Source organism: Halovenus salina, assembly GCF_026410925.1.
Lineage (GTDB): Archaea > Halobacteriota > Halobacteria > Halobacteriales > Haloarculaceae > Halovenus > Halovenus salina.
The window spans coordinates 2,642,939-2,660,348 of record NZ_CP112972.1 but is presented as its reverse complement, the minus strand read 5'-3'; the positions used below and the strand labels follow the sequence as shown (position 1 = coordinate 2,660,348).

The 17,410-nt window shown below is 57.7% G+C and carries 8 protein-coding genes, 1 pseudogene and 1 CRISPR repeat array (1 of these 10 only partly in view); of the genes and pseudogenes, 5 read left to right on the top strand and 4 right to left on the bottom strand.

Annotated features, from left to right (window positions below; genetic code table 11):
- A CRISPR array of direct repeats spans positions 1-3,286; the repeat unit is 30 nt; unit sequence CTTTCAGACGAACCTTCGTGGGGTTGAAGC (it extends 469 nt beyond the left edge of the window).
- A 288-nt stretch (positions 3,287-3,574) separates the two neighbouring features.
- Positions 3,575-4,654: a tyrosine-type recombinase/integrase gene (locus OSC37_RS13325; RefSeq protein ID WP_267161930.1), complete on the bottom strand. Its 1,080-nt coding sequence runs from the start codon at positions 4,652-4,654 to the stop codon at positions 3,575-3,577.
- Positions 4,655-5,627: 973 nt separating this feature from the next.
- Here OSC37_RS13325 and OSC37_RS13320 point away from each other — a divergent pair.
- From OSC37_RS13320 to OSC37_RS13310, 3 genes are all read left to right on the top strand, one after another.
- Positions 5,628-8,630: a hybrid sensor histidine kinase/response regulator gene (locus OSC37_RS13320; protein ID WP_267161929.1), complete on the top strand. Its 3,003-nt coding sequence runs from the start codon at positions 5,628-5,630 to the stop codon at positions 8,628-8,630.
- Between the two features lie 506 nt (positions 8,631-9,136).
- A complete protein-coding gene (locus OSC37_RS13315; protein WP_267161928.1) occupies positions 9,137-9,565 on the top strand; it encodes an ester cyclase in 429 nt (142 codons plus the stop codon).
- Between the two features lie 145 nt (positions 9,566-9,710).
- Complete coding sequence (locus OSC37_RS13310; protein WP_267161927.1) at positions 9,711-9,851, top strand: hypothetical protein; 141 nt, start codon at positions 9,711-9,713, stop codon at positions 9,849-9,851.
- On the opposite strand, the pseudogene OSC37_RS19015 reads toward OSC37_RS13310, so the two are convergent.
- From OSC37_RS19015 to OSC37_RS13300, 3 genes and pseudogenes are all read right to left on the bottom strand, one after another.
- Positions 9,848-10,003 (bottom strand): annotated as a pseudogene (locus OSC37_RS19015) (RNA-guided endonuclease TnpB family protein); the annotation flags it as partial. The gene OSC37_RS13310 and the pseudogene OSC37_RS19015 sit on opposite strands and share 4 nt — an antisense overlap.
- A gap of 70 nt (positions 10,004-10,073) precedes the next feature.
- On the bottom strand, positions 10,074-11,072 hold the full coding sequence (locus OSC37_RS13305) for a tyrosine-type recombinase/integrase (RefSeq protein ID WP_267161926.1): 999 nt from the start codon (positions 11,070-11,072) through the stop codon (positions 10,074-10,076).
- Between the two features lie 100 nt (positions 11,073-11,172).
- Positions 11,173-11,730 (bottom strand): CDP-2,3-bis-(O-geranylgeranyl)-sn-glycerol synthase, encoded by a 558-nt coding sequence (locus OSC37_RS13300; RefSeq protein WP_267161925.1) that lies wholly within the window; start codon positions 11,728-11,730, stop codon positions 11,173-11,175.
- Positions 11,731-11,836: 106 nt separating this feature from the next.
- Between OSC37_RS13300 and OSC37_RS13295 the strand changes: the two genes are divergently transcribed.
- Both OSC37_RS13295 and OSC37_RS13290 read left to right on the top strand, forming a co-directional pair.
- A complete protein-coding gene (locus tag OSC37_RS13295; RefSeq protein ID WP_267161924.1) occupies positions 11,837-12,259 on the top strand; it encodes a PPC domain-containing DNA-binding protein in 423 nt (140 codons plus the stop codon).
- The gene (locus OSC37_RS13290) at positions 12,260-17,347 is read left to right on the top strand and encodes a DNA polymerase II large subunit (protein ID WP_267161923.1); all 5,088 of its coding nucleotides are present in this window, start codon (positions 12,260-12,262) and stop codon (positions 17,345-17,347) included. It begins immediately after the preceding gene.
- The last annotated feature ends 63 nt before the right edge of the window (positions 17,348-17,410 follow it).

The window sequence follows — 17,410 nt, the reverse complement described above, 5'->3', positions numbered from 1 at the left end:
ACCTTCGTGGGGTTGAAGCTCACTGGCGACGATTGCCAGTGCGGCGATGACTACCCTTTCAGACGAACCTTCGTGGGGTTGAAGCGGCGTGGTGGGTCGCACGCCGCCGTTGCTCTGCCGGTCTTTCAGACGAACCTTCGTGGGGTTGAAGCGCATACTCGTCTGGCAACGTGGGGCTATTGTCTGCCTTTCAGACGAACCTTCGTGGGGTTGAAGCATTCAGGCAACCGACGAACGGTTCGACGCACCATCTCTTTCAGACGAACCTTCGTGGGGTTGAAGCACGGACAAGATAACCACGTTCATCGGTTGGTACGAGACTTTCAGACGAACCTTCGTGGGGTTGAAGCACATCTACACACGAATCACATTCGTGTGTATAGACTGCCTTTCAGACGAACCTTCGTGGGGTTGAAGCGTCTCGGGGTCGAGGTCCATGTCTTCGGTCGCGTTCTTTCAGACGAACCTTCGTGGGGTTGAAGCGCGAGCGACGACCCGAAGCAAAGCCTGGAGCCGCTCCTTTCAGACGAACCTTTGTGGGGTTGAAGCTGTCCCGCTGCAGTTTCACCTCAGACTCTATATCTGACTTTCAGACGAACCTTCGTGGGGTTGAAGCAATCAGTGTATCCGACATCTCCCGCCGAACGAATCTACTTTCAGACGAACCTTCGTGGGGTTGAAGCTCAATTAGAGCCACGGGGGCACACCTCCGAGGACTTTCAGACGAACCTTTGTGGGGTTGAAGCGTCGCATCTGCCGGTGCAACCACGTCAATGCCGCCTTTCAGACGAACCTTCGTGGGGTTGAAGCACAAGTCCCGTTCTGCCTCTGAGCCTTTACTCATTCTTTCAGACGAACCTTCGTGGGGTTGAAGCGTCTCTCCCGTTTTCGGGTCTGCGATTTCCCCAACTTTCAGACGAACCTTCGTGGGGTTGAAGCTTCCAAGCCCTGCACCGTGCGAAAGGCCCGCCATCTTTCAGACGAACCTTCGTGGGGTTGAAGCGTAGAGGTCGACCTGTACGCTCTCGGCGCTGTTGCCCTTTCAGACGAACCTTCGTGGGGTTGAAGCTCAATTAGAGCCACGGGGGCACACCTCCGAGGACTTTCAGACGAACCTTCGTGGGGTTGAAGCAAACGTCTCACCGGGACACCAGCACCTATAAGTCGGCTTTCAGACGAACCTTCGTGGGGTTGAAGCTAAATTCCGGGGAGCCATGAACGCGTTAGTGGCCTTTCAGACGAACCTTCGTGGGGTTGAAGCGCAAGCGGCACCACCCCGATTAGTGACTGCAGCATCCTTTCAGACGAACCTTCGTGGGGTTGAAGCGGCGGCATCCTGCTCGCGCTGTTCGTCCACTCCTCGCTTTCAGACGAACCTTCGTGGGGTTGAAGCATGTTGTGGGCCAGCTCGGCCACGTCGAGCGTGCCTTTCAGACGAACCTTCGTGGGGTTGAAGCAGGGGAGACCTGCATTTCTTGATTGTGTCTGACTACGCTTTCAGACGAACCTTCGTGGGGTTGAAGCTCGCCTCGCTTCCGTTCGATGCACGTCGCCAGCGTCCTTTCAGACGAACCTTCGTGGGGTTGAAGCGAAAATCTGGTTGAAGTGTGGGAAACCGACATTCGTGCTTTCAGACGAACCTTCGTGGGGTTGAAGCTCGTGACTCTCGTATTCGCGGGCGATATGCCACACGTCTTTCAGACGAACCTTCGTGGGGTTGAAGCGTCTTGGCGATTCGCCCGTCGTCGTTGAACCGAGTTCTTTCAGACGAACCTTCGTGGGGTTGAAGCTTAATAGACCTAATCAATAGACGGGGGCAGGATGTCTTTCAGACGAACCTTCGTGGGGTTGAAGCTTAATAGACCTAATCAATAGACGGGGGCAGGATGTCTTTCAGACGAACCTTCGTGGGGTTGAAGCGCAACGACAGGACCGACAACCAGCCCCCCGATTCTCTTTCAGACGAACCTTCGTGGGGTTGAAGCGCGGACATAACGCTCCACATGAACAACGCCGCAACTTTCAGACGAACCTTCGTGGGGTTGAAGCGGACCCGTGCTCGACCGTCGTCACGGGCTCGGTGCCTTTCAGACGAACCTTCGTGGGGTTGAAGCGTTTCGAGCGCGGGCACTCTTAGAGACGGCCTTGCTTTCAGACGAACCTTCGTGGGGTTGAAGCAAGAAGACGGGCGCGCACGTCGTCGTGAACACAATCTTTCAGACGAGCCTTCGTGGGGTTGAAGCGAGTACGAAGTGGACTTCGACCGCCGGAAGCTTGACTTTCAGACGAACCTTCGTGGGGTTGAAGCGACGCCCCGGAACCGATTGCGAGCGGGACCGCCCACTTTCAGACGAACCTTCGTGGGGTTGAAGCACCGTGGTCAAAGGCGCACATCCAGACAGTCTTCTTTCAGACGAACCTTCGTGGGGTTGAAGCACCGTGGTCAAAGGCGCACATCCAGACAGTCTTCTTTCAGACGAACCTTCGTGGGGTTGAAGCCTCGTCCCGCTGCCGGATAGCCAGGCGACCACGCCGTTTTCAGACGAACCTTCGTGGGGTTGAAGCTAAATCGAATGACGAACGAAACGACTGAGCGAGCGCTTTCAGACGAACCTTGGTGGGGTTGAAGCGGTATCGAAGACCGGCCGGACGGCTTCGCGTACATCCTTTCAGACGAACCTTGGTGGGGTTGAAGCGCCACGCGCTTGATATCAGTCACGTCGCCCGACGCCTTTCAGACGAACCTTCGTGGGATTGAAGCGTGATACCGTCGCCGGCAAAGTCCCTCCACTTGATCTTTCAGACGAACCTTCGTGGGGTTGAAGCACGCCGGCACGCTTCCAGCGCCGGCAGAAGGCCAACCCTTCAGACGAACCTTCGTTGGGTTGAAGCGACGTGCCCGAGCTCGAGAAGGGCGACCGCTATCGACTTTCAGAGGAACCTTCGTGGGGTTGAAGCAAGGAGAATCAGCGGGCGATGCGAAACGCCATAGACTTTCAGAGGAACCTTCGTGGGGTTGAAGCAAAATCGGGGTCTATATCTCGCTGTTGGCTCTGGTTCTTTCAGAGGAACCTTCGTGGGGTTGAAGCTCCTCCTGAAGTTGTTGGCGGAGCAAATCTGCTTCCTTTCAGACGAACCTTCGTGGGATTGAAGCACGATGCGGACTGCATTGCGCTCTTCGCCCTGGACACTTTCAGACGAACCTTCGTGGGGTTGAATCTGGTACCAGTCGATGAAATGGCTCGTTGCCAGACCGCTTTCAGACGAACCTTCGTGGGATTGAAGCAAGCAGGAAATCGAAGGCGAGTTGATCGACCCCGCTTTCAGACGAACCTTGTGGGGTTGAAACGACGCAGTAGTAACCTCGTTCGACTGGGAGGAGGGCTTTCAGACGAACCTTGGTGGGGTTGAAGCCCTGAGACAGACTGCGTACAGTGTGGCAACTCGTCTTTCAGAGGAACCCTCGTAGGATTGAATCAACGTCTGCTTGGCCTCGTCCAAGCGTCCAGATATATCTTAAGATGTTTTTGTTGAGTTTGATAGGTGATATGGAACTGTGTAGCCGTCATTACGTCTACTCTGTATCCACCTGCTGACCGCCATCTGCAACAACGTACTCTTCCATCGTTTCTTCCAGTGCTTCCCGCCTCCGCCGAGACTTTCGCTCCTCGGTCCGCTGGTCGTAGTGCTTGTCCAACACGGGCACAGACACGTCCACGCGGTCGCTCAACAGCTCCTTTGGAACACCGGCATCCAATTGATTCATAATCGCCCACTTCCGCAGCGGGTGCGTGCTGAACCGTCCAGGGCAGTCTGCAGCGTTCCTGTTCTTCGTCGCCTCACAGTCCGATAGCTCCCGGCCGTGTGGACACTCCCCGGAGTAAACACAGGGGCGGGTCATCTTGTAGAAGTCCCGGCGAATCGTCGCTGTCGATGGCCGGCCGCTGGACGTTGTGAACAGTGGCTCCCGACCATACTGGTCCGTCGTACCGGCCCGGTTGTGGTCGATATAATCCACAATGAACCCATGCAATTGCTCGGAGATGTTGATAATCCGCTCGCCGTCACGACCGTTCTTCAGCGGCGTCCCGTGCGTTTCGGCTCCTTCCGGCCGGTGCCAGAGACGAATTGTCATTTCCTCTCGGTCAAAGTCCTCTATATCTATCGCCCGGACGGCCCCGAGCCGGAGCCCGACCTCGGCGATGAGTTCGAACATCACCTGCCGTCGAGAGGCGTACTCGAACTGGCGGAAGTACGACCGGATACCTTCGACTGCCTCGTCGGCCGGTACCCACTCGTTGACTTCCTCCTCGGGCGGGACGTTGGGTAGCGGCACCCGGTCGACCACGCCCTCAGCAACGGCGTCGACGTTCTCGCAAAAGCGGAGGAACCGCTGGAGAATCGCAAGGTTGCCGTTGAGGCTAACCGACGTTAGATCCGACTCGGTCTTTCGCCACGTCTTGAACTCCATGAGTTGGCGGCCACCAACATCGTTCATATCGTCGATTCCGACCGACCCGGTCCAGTCGACAAACGTACCTAAGGCCGACCGGTGTTTCCGCCGGGTAGCAGTCCGCAGGTCGTCCCGCCGGTGCTCCAAGTACCAGTCGAGGGCGTCCTCCGGCGAGAGGGGTTCGAGGTCGTCCTTGGTCATTGTTGGTCAGCCGTCGGGTGAACCGACCCGTGCTCACGACAATCGGAGCCGGTCTCGTATCGATGCGGTTCACCCAGTGGCATCGAATGCACGAAGCTGGTCCTACTATTTATAGGATGGGCAGAAATGGCGCTTGGTGCCCCATGCAGTCGAGATGTGGCGAGAGAAAGTTTAGGTTATTCAGTTCTCTGTCGGAAACAGGTGCCCAATTGATAATACCGGCTGGACAGCCGAGATTACATGTGGAAATTCTCTGTCCATGCGAGGATTAGATTGGTCGATTCTGTCATCTCCTGCATGGTCGGGACCAGTGGTTACATCCGGCCCGGAAACAACAGATTATTGCTACTTATTCCTGGGGACTGGGTGTAGAACTCTGGCTGAGAGTGCTGTTGAATCGGCGCGCGCTCCATTTTCGCCAGTGTCTAACGCAAATCTCCAATTCGGCCGTTTTGTACCAACTCTTTGGCCATGGAATGGGCAAATTCTATTCTGAGTTGGGGTGAATTGGTTTGACCATGGCGGCCATAGTGCATGCTGCTTTTGCCCTGTCCGTCCTCCTGTGGGGAGGCGTTGGTGAGTTCTCAGCGGCCGCCGAAGTTGTCGTGCACAACAGCCTGTGGAGACAGCGGGCAAGGAGAGTCGGTCTGTCTAAGGGATGCAGTGATTGACGAAAGTACGTCCCATCAGTAATTCATTAGAACTGCTGTGCAAGACATAGAGGGTGGATGCAGCAGTCGGCCACTGTTGATTTCACACAGTTCCCGATGATCAGTTGGTCAATTGCGCTGTACATTGACCCGACAATCAATTCATCATCCAGCACTCGATTTTCTTGACGACGTGTAACACAAAGAGCACCGGATCCGTAGCGGGGGCCAGAATACCGGGTTGACTGCTGCAGTACAACCACGTAGTATAGAAGCCACCAAGGTATTAATAAATCGTACACACATCGTAATGAAATAACCCAATGTCATCCCAGCAAATCACTATTCTTCACGTCGATGATGACCCGCAATTCGGTGAGTTGACGAAGACGATGATTGAACGCGAGGATGAGACGTTCGACGTGATATCCGAAACTGATCCACACGAGGTAGAGGGGTTACTTGACGAACACGCTGTTGATTGTCTCGTCAGCGATTATGACATGCCCGGAATGGACGGTATCGAACTGCTTGAACGGATTCGGGCGGACGACTCGACGCTCCCGGTGATTCTGTTCACCGGTAAGGGGACGGAAGCGGTTGCCAGCCGTGCCATCTCTGCAGGTGTCACTGACTATCTCCAGAAAGAGGGTGGGGAGGACCAGTTTGCCGTCCTCGCCAATCGGATTCACAACGCTGTCGAACACAGAATCAACGAGCGCAAGCGCGAACAGTACCGGACAGTCGTCGAAACAGCCGGTGACGCGATGTACGTCCTTGACGAGGACGGCGACATCGAAATTGTCAACGAAGCCTTCGAGCGGAGGGCCGGTTACGACCGTGAGGAGCTACTCGGAAAGCACGTCTCGGAGTTTCTCTCTCCTGATCAAGTAAAACAGGGAGCAGAGGCGATACAATCATTACTCCAAGATGAAGACCGCGAAAGCGAACGTTTCACGTTCCGCGGGCCAGGACGGGATGGCGAGGAACGACTCTACGAGACGACACTCTCACTGGTTAACCAGGGCGGCTTCGATGGTAGCGTCGGCATTATCCGGGATATTACTGAAGAACGACGACAAGAGGAGCTGTTGTCGGGGCTGTTCGACGAATCGCTTCACGGGATCGGCGTCAAAGAAATCGTCACGGATGAGTCGGGCGAGCCAATCGATTACGTCTACAAACGGGTGAACGACCGGTTCGAGGAGTTGACTGGGTTGGATGCCGACGAAGTCGTCGGGAAGCGAGCGACGGAGGCCATCGACGGAATCGAAGCCACACCGTTTATCGACGTGTTCGGCGAAGTCGCACTCGATGGGACGACAGCTCAGTTCGAGCAGTATTCTGAGCCCTTGGACAGGTACTACGAAGTATCGGCATTTTCACCGCGCCACGGCGAGTGTATCAGTATCTTCTCCGAGATCACCGAGCGCAAAAAGCGCGAAGAGGAATTAATCCAGTACAAGACATACGTCGAGGAAACGTCCGACACTATCGCAGTCGTGAATCCGGACGGGACTATCAAATTCCACAACACTGGCGGGCAATCCAGTCTTTCCCCATTCAACGTGGAAGGTGAGAGCGGATTCGAATATATTCATCCAAACGACCGTGAACAAATGCTTGACCTGTTCACAAAGGTACTTGAAGACGGGACTGAAGAAGTCACGACCGAGTTGCGGGTCGAAACTATAGATGATGAGTGGCGATGGATTGAAGCCCGTGGTGTAAACAAGTTGGATGACCCGGCTATTGAGGGGATTATCGTCAGTTCCCACGATATCACCGGCCGCAAAGAGCGTCAGGAGGAACTCGAACGGACCAGAAACCTATTGCGTCACACCCAGGAACTGGCTGGTGTCGGGGGCTGGGAAGTTGATGTTGAAACCGGCGAGCAAGTCTGGACACGAGAAACATACGCAATCCATGACCTTGATCCGAACGGGGAGTTCAATCCCACCGTCGAATCGGCGATTGAGTTCTACCATCCCGAGGACCGCCCTGAGATAGACCGTTTGGTTACTCGGTGTATCAAAAAGGGAGAACCGTACGAGACAACGCTCAGACTACGTACTGCCGAAGATCGACTCCGCTGGGTGCGGACGACCGGTGTGCCGGTACGGGAGGGCGGGTCTATCACCTCTATCAGGGGTGCAATTCAAGACATTACTGAGCAACGAAACTACGAACGGATGCTTCATCAGATAGTTCAGCGGACTGATGAGTTGATTGACGAAACGGATACAACCACCATCGCTAAGATAGCTGTTGATATTGCCAGTGGAGTCATTGATACCCCACTTGCTGGGGTTCACCTCCTCACGGAAAACGGTGAGTGCCTGGAGGGTGTAGCGGCGAATGACGATGTCCGAGAAAAGATAGGAGTCCCGCCGGTATACAGCCGCAGTGAGAGTGACATGGCCTCGGAAATCGTGTTTCAGGTGTTCGACCAGGGCGAGCCACTCTACATTGAAGATACGGAAAACTACGGCACTCTAGCTGACGAAACTCCGGCCAAGAGCAGTATTATACATCCTCTTGACAGTCACGGTGTGTTACTCATGTCTACAACTGAAAAAAATGCGTTTACCGATACTGATCGGTATCTTATTGAATTGGTGGCACAGTCAGTGACGGCAGCGCTTACTCGTGCCGAGCGCGAAAACGAGTTGCGAGTGAGCCAACAGCGAGTCCGGGAAGAACGTGATCGACTTGACGAGTTCGCAAGCGTTCTTTCACATGACTTGCGGAACCCGCTAAACGTCGCTACATTACGTGCAGATTTGGCTGCACAAGAGTACGACAGCGAGCACCTGGCCGACGCGATGGACGCGCTGTCACGAATGGAAGAAATAATCAATCATCTCCTGCTGTTGGCACGGCAAGGCAAGACCGTTGGCGAGACAGAGCAGATAGTGCTTGAAGAGGTTGTCTCTGGCTGTTGGCGCAATGTTGAAACAGGTGACGCAACGGTTATCACAGACGGAGAATCAACACTCGCCGCAGACCGCGATCGGCTGGCACAGGCGTTTGAAAATCTGTTTCGCAACGCTATCGGCCATGGGGGAACGTCAGTTACTGTCACCGTCGGTGTCTTGGATGACGAGAACGGATTCTACGTGGCCGATGACGGACCCGGCATCCCACCAGAAGACCGCGAGGAGGTGTTCAACAGCGGCTTCAGCACGAACCAGGGCGGCACAGGATTTGGGCTAGCCATCGTCAAGCGGATCTGTGAGGCCCACGGCTGGGAGATTAGCGTAACCGAGAGTGAGACGGGAGGAGCCCGATTCGAAATTACTGGTATCGAGTCTCTCGACTCTTGACAGCGGGCTCTGTCCCGTAGCAATTCTTTTATTGAGTATTTGACAAACAGTACATTTCCATGGTCAGTGCTCACCCTGTGCCGACCGACTGACCGACTCCGAATCTGAACAACCACGTGTGCAAGACTCGCGCCGTGTATCTTGCATACCAGCACAACTTATTATAGTTATCTGCCAGCTTCTGGAGCAGTCACACCACCATGCGAATAGCTCTATGACACTCCCGTTATTTTCCGGGGTCTCTCACTGAATGGTATCTTTATCTTGCACTGTCTTACGTAACTATACTAATAGTAACATGTCGTCACTTGGGTTGCACCGCGGTAAATCGACTGTAACTGTCTCTATGATACGCTGCGGTAAGGCTGTTGACGATAAAATTAAGCAGGTACTCTTCGTCTATCTTATTGTCTGCTTGCTTGGGTTGCACACCTCCTCTAAGCAGACAATCTCTCAAAACCGATGTGAACGACTGAGTATACTCCCCGAGCACACAAACACTAACCATGAACGAACACGAGAACGCGACACAGATGCGTCGACTCTTCGAACAAGCCTGGACTGACAACAATCTCGACGTTGTCGACGAGATCGTCGATGAAGAGTTCGTCTTCACCCGGGGCGGCGGCGTCCAAGAAGGCGGCTCGGAACTCTATAAGGACCTCATTCGCCACACGAGGGAGATGTTCCCGGACATGGAGTACTCACTGGACGAAGTGATCGTTGGCGACGGCGGTGATGCGGTCACCGTTAGGTGGACAGTGACGGCGACACACGAGGGTGAGTACATGGGCATTGAGCCGACCCACCAGACGATAGAGATGGAAGGACTCGAACTCAACAGGTTTGAGGACGGACGCCTCGTCGAGGCCTGTACCCACCCCCACTGGGAGGGCTTTCTCGAAGACGTTGGTGTGCTACCACTCGACGACTAGCGATATCGAATTGAACACCCACTATACACATTGGCACCACCCGTTATCGCCTAAGGAAGCTCGGTCGATTACATCGGTGAGGTCACGATCCAGTCCAGGAGCCGGTGAATCGTCATCTTCCACATCTGGATAGGCTTCGAACGGATTGAGACAGGAAGTTCTGTTTTCGGCAGCCGAGTTCTTCGGCGTGCTCTTCGAGGAACTCGGAGGCAAACAGTGTAATGAGCAGACGCTTGACATCCTCCTCCGCCTGAAGGCGGAGGAATCCCAAGCGTTGGGATATTAGGGTTTGCAGCCCTCCCGTTCTCTCGGTGTGAACCGTCCGCTCTCGCGGTCAAACAGGAAGACTCCGGGCTGTGCCAACCAGCCGTTACTCATATCCCCAGTCGGGGGACTCTGAGTTATCTTTCGCCGGATGTTTACCGCACCGTTCACACCCCTACGGAACAGTTGATCCACCGACCGCTGCGAGAGGTAGATCGGCTGGAACTGTTTGTACGACGCGCTACTACACGTTGTCGAGATACCCCCGACGTTGTTCTAACTTCACCTCTTCTGAACGCTTGTCGTAATGCTTGTCGAGCACGTCCCGGCTGACGTTCATCCGGTCACCGACAATCTCGACAGGCACGTCCTGTGAGAGAAAGTGAGTGATACTCCCGCGCCGGATTGCATGCGGCTTCACAGACTCGCCACACTTCCCTGGGCTCCCCTCAGTACAGTCAGGACAGGGCTTCCCCCGGAAACACGGAGCAGTCGTCCGATAGATGAGGCGGCGCATTGTGGCCCGAGCCATTCGTCCCTGAGATGTCGACAGTAGCGGCTCCCGGTCGTACTCATCTGTCTTCTCAGGCCGCGTATAGTCGATGTAGTCCTCAAGCATCTCTGCCAACTCCGTCGAAATTGCAATCGGTCGCTCGCCGCCACGACCATTCTTTAGCCGTGTCCCCTGGTTCGGCCGATGCACCAGATTGATTTGTTTCTCCTCAACGTCGACATCGCTGATGTCGAGAGCGTTGGCTGCCCCGATACGGATACCCGTCTCCCAGAGGAGCATAAAGACGGCATGCTCTCGTGAGGCGTAGTGGAATTTCGCCAGGTGGTCCAGGATTGCTTCGGCCTTCTCGGCCTCTAGCGTCTCGTCGTTGCGCTCCTGTTCCGGCCGGACGCGTGGCACCATCACCTTCTCGTAGAGATCCGCAGGCACCGCTTCGATGGAGCCACACCACTTCAGGAACACCCGGATGGTGCTCATCTGCTGGTGCAGCGTGATTTTCTTCAGGTCGCCCTCTTCCTGTCGCCACAACCGGTACTCCTGGAGGTCTCGCCCGCTCAGGTCGTTCATGTTGTCAATGTCGTTCTCGTCACACCAGCGAACGAAATGGTCCGTCCGATACGCGTAGGACTGGACTGTATTCTCGCCCACGTCTGTGGCCTTGTGTTTCAGGAATAGCTCGCGCGCGGCGCTCGGTTCAATCGGTTCGAGTGTGTCGTGTATCGTGCGCATGATTCTCACGGAATCCCGCGAGAAGGCGCGAAGCGTTCGAAATCGACAGGGAAGGGAAGGTACGCACCGCGTTCTGGTTCCGCCCGAACCCACTACATTCTTACCAGGGTTCGTCTTTCAACCCGAGGACGTACGCCAGCGCGTTCGTCGAGACGTGAAGCAGCGGCGTCATCACCAGCACGGCAGCGAGCACTGGCAGCGTAAACGTATCCGCAAACCACGAGAGCGAGGCGAGAGCGTCTGCCAACAGGGCCAGAGACAGCGCGCCGATGACGAAATCGAGCTGGTCGACGCCCGGGAAGGGTGCCCCGCGCTCGCGGCCACTCCGGCGTTTCAGGAAGGAAGCACCGATATCGCCGAGCATCGCACCGAGCGGGAGCGCGAGCGCAACTGCGAGCGGAAACGTCGGCAGGTCGACACCCAAAACGTCGCTTGCGCCCGATTCGAGCGTATTCAGTCCAACAGCGAGGACCGCGCCCGCAAGCCAGCCAACGAGGGTGCCCCGCCAGGTCTTCCCATCTCCCAGCAGGCGACTGTCGCCCAGCGTCCGCCCGCCGTCTATCGGTCGTCCGCCACCAGCGAGTACCGCCGCATTGTTCGGGATATAGGCAGGCAGCATCGCCCAGAATGCCATCACGACGACTCCAAACAGCTCCATATCCGGCGGATCGACCGGGCGACTCTTAACTGCGGTGTTTGCGTTCGGTTGTCGACATCGTGGGTTGACAAAACAGTTTTTTACGCACCGCTCGTCTTGCTCGAACATGGATTACCTGGAAGTCGACGGTGCACGCGAGTACGTCGCTCGACTCGACCACGACCGAGACTGGCGCGGCCAGATAGAGGCCTTCGCGGCCGATCAGGGCATCGAAGCCGGCTTCTTCATGGGTATCGGAGCCGTCTCCGACGCGACGCTGTTGTTTTACGACCAGCACGAGCAAGAGTACGACGACATCACCTTCGACGAGCACTTCGAGATGACGCCAGCGGTCGGCAACATCTCTATGCTGGACGGCGAGCCGTTCGCTCACACCCACGTTGTCCTCTCGCGTGAGGACGGGTCGACCGTCGCCGGCCACCTCGACAGGGCAACGACGTTTGCCGGGGAACTGTACGTCCGGGAGTTCGACGCGACACTCGAACGCGAACACGATGAGACCACCGACCTCGACCTCTGGCCGCTGTAGATGAACGCCGACGACGAACGCTACTTCGAGCGGCTCGAACGTGAACTCGACGAGGCCTTCGCGGTTGCGAACGCGGCCAGAGAGCGCGGCGGCGACCCCACGACGGAGGTCGAAATCCCAGTGGCAAAGGACATGGCAGACCGGGTCGAGAACATCCTCGGTATCGACGGGGTCGCCGAGCGCGTCCGCGAACTCGAAGGCGAGATGTCTCGCGAGGAGGCTGCGCTGGAGCTCGTCGAGGACTTCGTCGACGGCAGCGTCGGCGACTACGAGACCCGCGCCGGCAAGATCGAGGGAGCGGTCCGGACGGCGGTTGCTCTGCTCACTGAGGGTGTCGTCGCCGCACCAATCGAGGGTATCGACCGCGTCGAGTTGCTCGAAAACGACGACGGGACAGAGTTCATCAACATCTACTACGCCGGCCCAATCCGTTCGGCAGGCGGGACCGCACAGGCGCTGTCAGTCCTCGTTGCAGACTACGCCCGCGCATTACTCGACATTGATGGGTACAAACCCCGTGACGACGAAATAAACCGCTATGCAGAAGAGGTAGCGCTGTACGACGAGGAGACCGGCCTCCAGTACGCCCCCAAAGAGAAGGAGGCGAAATTCATCGCCGAGCATATGCCAATCATGCTAGACGGTGAGGCGACCGGCGACGAGGAAGTTTCGGGGTTCCGGGACCTCGACCGAGTCGGTACGAACTCGGCCCGGGGCGGGATGTGTCTCGTCTTCGGCGAGGGTATCGCGCTCAAGGCCCCGAAGATTCAGCGCTACACGCGAAACTTAGACGAGGTCGACTGGCCCTGGCTCCAGGACCTCATCGACGGCAACTACGGCGGCGACGATGCCGACGAACCGGACGACGAGGGCGACGAGTCGGCGGCCGACGAGTCCGAAGACGACGAGGAGCCCGAATCGGTCGGACCGCCGCGGTCCGACCCCTCGAAGAAGTTCCTCCAGGACCTCATCGCGGGCCGACCAGTCTTCTCACACCCCAGCGAGTCCGGTGGGTTCCGACTTCGATACGGGCGGGCGCGCAACCACGGACACGCTACCGCGGGCGTCCACCCCGCGACGATGCATCTGGTCGACGACTTCCTCGCGGCCGGGACACAGATAAAGACCGAACGGCCCGGCAAAGCCGCCGGCGTCGTCCCCGTTGACACCATCGAGGGACCGACGGTCAGACTCGCAAACGGCGAGGTCCGACGCATCGACGACGCCGAGGAGGCAGTCGAGATTCGCAACGGCGTCGAGCGTATCCTCGATCTGGGGGAGTATCTCGTCAACTACGGCGAGTTTGTCGAGAACAACCACCCGCTTGCGCCAGCCTCCTACGTCTTCGAGTGGTGGGTCCAGGAGTTCGAGCAGGCGGGAGTGCCCGTCCAGGCGATGCGTGATAGCACCGACGTAGACCTCGAGTCACCGACACCCGAGGAGGCACTGGAGTGGGCCGAGGAGTACGACGCACCCCTCCACCCCGAGTACACCTACGTCTGGCACGACGTGAGCGTCGACGCCGTCGAGAGCCTCGCAGTGGCCATCGACGACGGAACGCTGGTCGCGACCGACGGCGCGATGGAGCGGCCCGACTCCTCAGACGGTCGGTCTGGCGGCGAATCGCTGGTCGTCGCACACACCGAGACCGTTCGCCGGACCCTGGAGACGCTGCTGGTCGAGCACACACAGCGCGAGGATACTATTGTGATTCCAGAGTGGGAGCCGCTCGTCCGGACGCTCGGGTTCGATGGCGACCTGACCCGTTCCTGGACGCTTGAGGACTTGAGCGAGCGTGCCCACACGTACGACAACGGCGAGAACGCAATCGAGGTGGTCAACGAGATTGCACCCTTCACCGTCCGCGAGCGTGCCCCTACCCGCATCGGCAACCGGATGGGTCGGCCGGAGAAATCCGAGGAGCGGGAACTCTCGCCGGCAGTCCACACCCTATTTCCTATCGGCGAGGCCGGCGGCAACCAGCGGTCGGTCGGCGACGCCGCCGACTACGGCGACGAGGTCGAGGGAACCCGCGGCCAGATAGACGTTCAGGTCGGCCGCCGAGAGTGCTGCAGTTGTGGGACACGCACCTACCGCCCACGGTGTCCCGACTGTGGCGACATCGCGGAGGCGGTCTACGTCTGCCCCGACTGCGACCGCGAGGTTGACCCCGATGAATCCGGCCGGGCGGAGTGTCCCGACTGTGAGATCCTCGCCGACCCGACCCGGACGGAGACAATCCACCTCCGCCAGGAGTACAAACAGGCGCTTGACAACGTCGGCGAACGACCGTCGGTCTTCGAGAAACTGAAAGCTGTCAAGGGGCTCACCTCCGAGGAGAAGACGCCAGAACCGCTCGAAAAGGGCATTCTTCGGGCGAAACACGACGTGTCGGCGTTCAAAGACGGCACGGTTCGCTATGACATGACCGACCTGCCGGTCACGTCGGTTCGGCCGGCAGAGCTCGACGTGACCGTCGACCAGTTTCGAGAGCTGGGCTATCACGAGGATATCAACGGCGACAGGCTTGAACATCCCGACCAACTCGTCGAACTCAACGTCCAGGACATTGTCCTCTCCGACGGCGCGGCAGAACACATGCTCCAGACCGCGGATTTCGTCGACGACCTGCTCACGCAGTACTACGGGCTCGACTCGTACTACGACTTCGAGGAGCGCGACGACATCGTCGGTGAACTCGTCTTCGGAATGGCTCCCCACACAAGCGCGGCGGTCGTCGGTCGGGTCGTCGGCTTCACGAGCGCCGCCGTCGGATACGCACATCCCTACTTCCACGCGGCCAAGCGCCGCAACTGCTTCCATCCGGAGACGAAGATGTGGTATCAGAACGAAGACGGAGCGTGGCGGTACGAGGCCATCGAGTCGTTCGTCGAGTCCCGTCTCGACGACCCCAGCGAGGACGACTTCGGAACGCTCGTTCAGTCGCTCGATACCGACGTGTTCGTTCCGTCACTCGACGACGACGGCACCGTCGTTCCGAAGCCGGTCGAGGAGATATCGAAACACCCCGCGCCCGACCACCTCGTCTCAATCGAGACCCGGAGCGGCCGGGAAGTGACTGTCACACCCGACCACGAGATACGAACCACAGAGGACGGCTCGTTCGTTTCGAAGCCCGCCTCCGAGATTACAGACGAGGACTCGCTCGTGAAGCCGTTACGGCTCGACTGCGTCGGAGACGACGACCCGCCTCGGTTCGACCTTCTCGCCGAATTTCTCGACTGTGAGATAGTACCGAACGACCGGCTGATGGTGAAAGGACTCGAAAAGGATAGACTGTACGCTCTCTTCGAGGAGACTCTCGCGGACGGGTGGGACGGGCAGTTCTATCCGCTGAAAAGCACCGCCGAGCACTTCGAGATGTCTCACAAGACACTGAGCAACTACCTGTATCGCGAGAGCGTTCCCGCAACTCTGCTGTGTAACCTGCTCGGGTCAGTCGAGCGCGTCCTCGAATGGACGCCTGAAGATGTCTCGCTGGGCATGAAACGCGACACGACGGAGGTGGCACGCTTCGTGAACGTCAACGAGCAGGTGGCGACGCTGCTCGGATACTACGCTGCAGAAGGCTTCTGTCGCAAGCAACAGACCCAGAAAGGGACGATTCACCAGACGACAATCTGTGGGACCGAACAAGAGGCGCGGGACTTCTTCGTCGAGGTCTTTGAGGAGGCGTTTGGTGCCTCTCCGTACCCCGAGAGCGAAACGAAAGTGACCGTCTCCGGGCGGTTGTTGCGCACGTTCTTCGACACGGTCCTCGATATGGGAGTCCACGCGCACACGAAGCGTGTCCCCCAGTGCGTGTTCGATGCACCCGAGGCTATCGTTGCCGCCTTTCTGCGTGGCTACTTCAGCGGCGACGGAACCGCTGACAGCACGGCGCTTTCTGTCCACGCAACGACAGTCAGCCGGGAGCTAAAGGAGGACCTGCTGGCACTGTTGACGACACTCGGTATCTCGGCACAGGTGACACGGACAGAGCCAGTTCCGCTGTCGGAGAAGTTTCCGGAGTACTACGACGAGACGACCGAGAAGATGTCTGCAGAGAGCTACGTCTTCACCATCTCGTCGGTAGATGCCGTCAGATTCTCTGAGACTGTCGGCTTCCACCTCTCGCGCAAGGACGAACGACTGCAGTCACAGGTCACGGAGACGGCGACGAGCGGGAGGCGCGTATTCGACGGCGGGCACGCGGACTATCTTGAAGACGACGTCAAACGAACCGAGATAGCCGGGTCAGAGACCGACGCGGTCTACTGTCTCAGCGTCGCAGACACCCACAATCTCGTCACAAATGACCTATCAGAGAATCAATGTGACGGCGACGAGGACTGCGTGATGCTCCTGCTCGATGGCCTGTTAAACTTCAGCAAAACGTTCCTCCCAGACCAGCGAGGCGGCCGAATGGACGCACCCCTGGTGATGTCCTCCCGTATCGACCCGGCGGAAATCGACGACGAGGCACACAACGTCGACATCATGCGGGAGTATCCCCTCGAACTCTATGAAGCGACCCGTGACCTCGCCGAGACCGGTGAAGTTGAGGACGTGATGACCATCGCAGAGGAGACGCTGGGGACAGAACAGGAGTACGCGGGCTTTGACCACACCCACGATACGACCGACATCGCCGCCGGGCCAGACCTGTCGGCGTACAAGACGCTCGGCTCGATGCAGGACAAGATGGACGCCCAGCTCGCACTCTCACGCAAGCTCCGGGCTGTCGACCAGACTGACGTGGCAGAGCGCATCATCGAGTTCCACTTCCTGCCGGACCTGCTTGGGAATCTCAAGGCCTTCTCCAGCCAGGAGTTCAGGTGTCTGGGCTGTGGCGAGAAATACAGGCGTGCGCCGCTGTCCGGAAACTGTCCCGAGTGTGGCGGCGACATCAACCTGACCGTCCACGAGGGGTCGGTGAACAAGTACATGGACACCGCCATCCACGTCGCCGAGGAGTTCGGCTGTCGTCCCTACACCAAACAGCGCCTCGAAATTCTCGAAACGCGCATCGAGCGCATCTTCGAGGACGACACCAACAAGGCCACGAGTCTTGGGGATTTCATGTAATATATACTACATTCAAGAGCGCTTGGAGGCCGTACATTGGAGATTCCAATCTGCTATTGGTGA

Coding starts and splice junctions, on each gene's coding strand:
- OSC37_RS13315 (WP_267161928.1), top strand. CDS start 9,137: ATGAACGAACACGAGAACGCGACACAGATGCGTCGACTCTTCGAACAA.
- OSC37_RS13300 (WP_267161925.1), bottom strand. CDS start 11,730: ATGGAGCTGTTTGGAGTCGTCGTGATGGCATTCTGGGCGATGCTGCCT.
- OSC37_RS13320 (WP_267161929.1), top strand. CDS start 5,628: ATGTCATCCCAGCAAATCACTATTCTTCACGTCGATGATGACCCGCAA.
- OSC37_RS13290 (WP_267161923.1), top strand. CDS start 12,260: ATGAACGCCGACGACGAACGCTACTTCGAGCGGCTCGAACGTGAACTC.
- OSC37_RS13325 (WP_267161930.1), bottom strand. CDS start 4,654: ATGACCAAGGACGACCTCGAACCCCTCTCGCCGGAGGACGCCCTCGAC.
- OSC37_RS13295 (WP_267161924.1), top strand. CDS start 11,837: ATGGATTACCTGGAAGTCGACGGTGCACGCGAGTACGTCGCTCGACTC.
- OSC37_RS13305 (WP_267161926.1), bottom strand. CDS start 11,072: ATGCGCACGATACACGACACACTCGAACCGATTGAACCGAGCGCCGCG.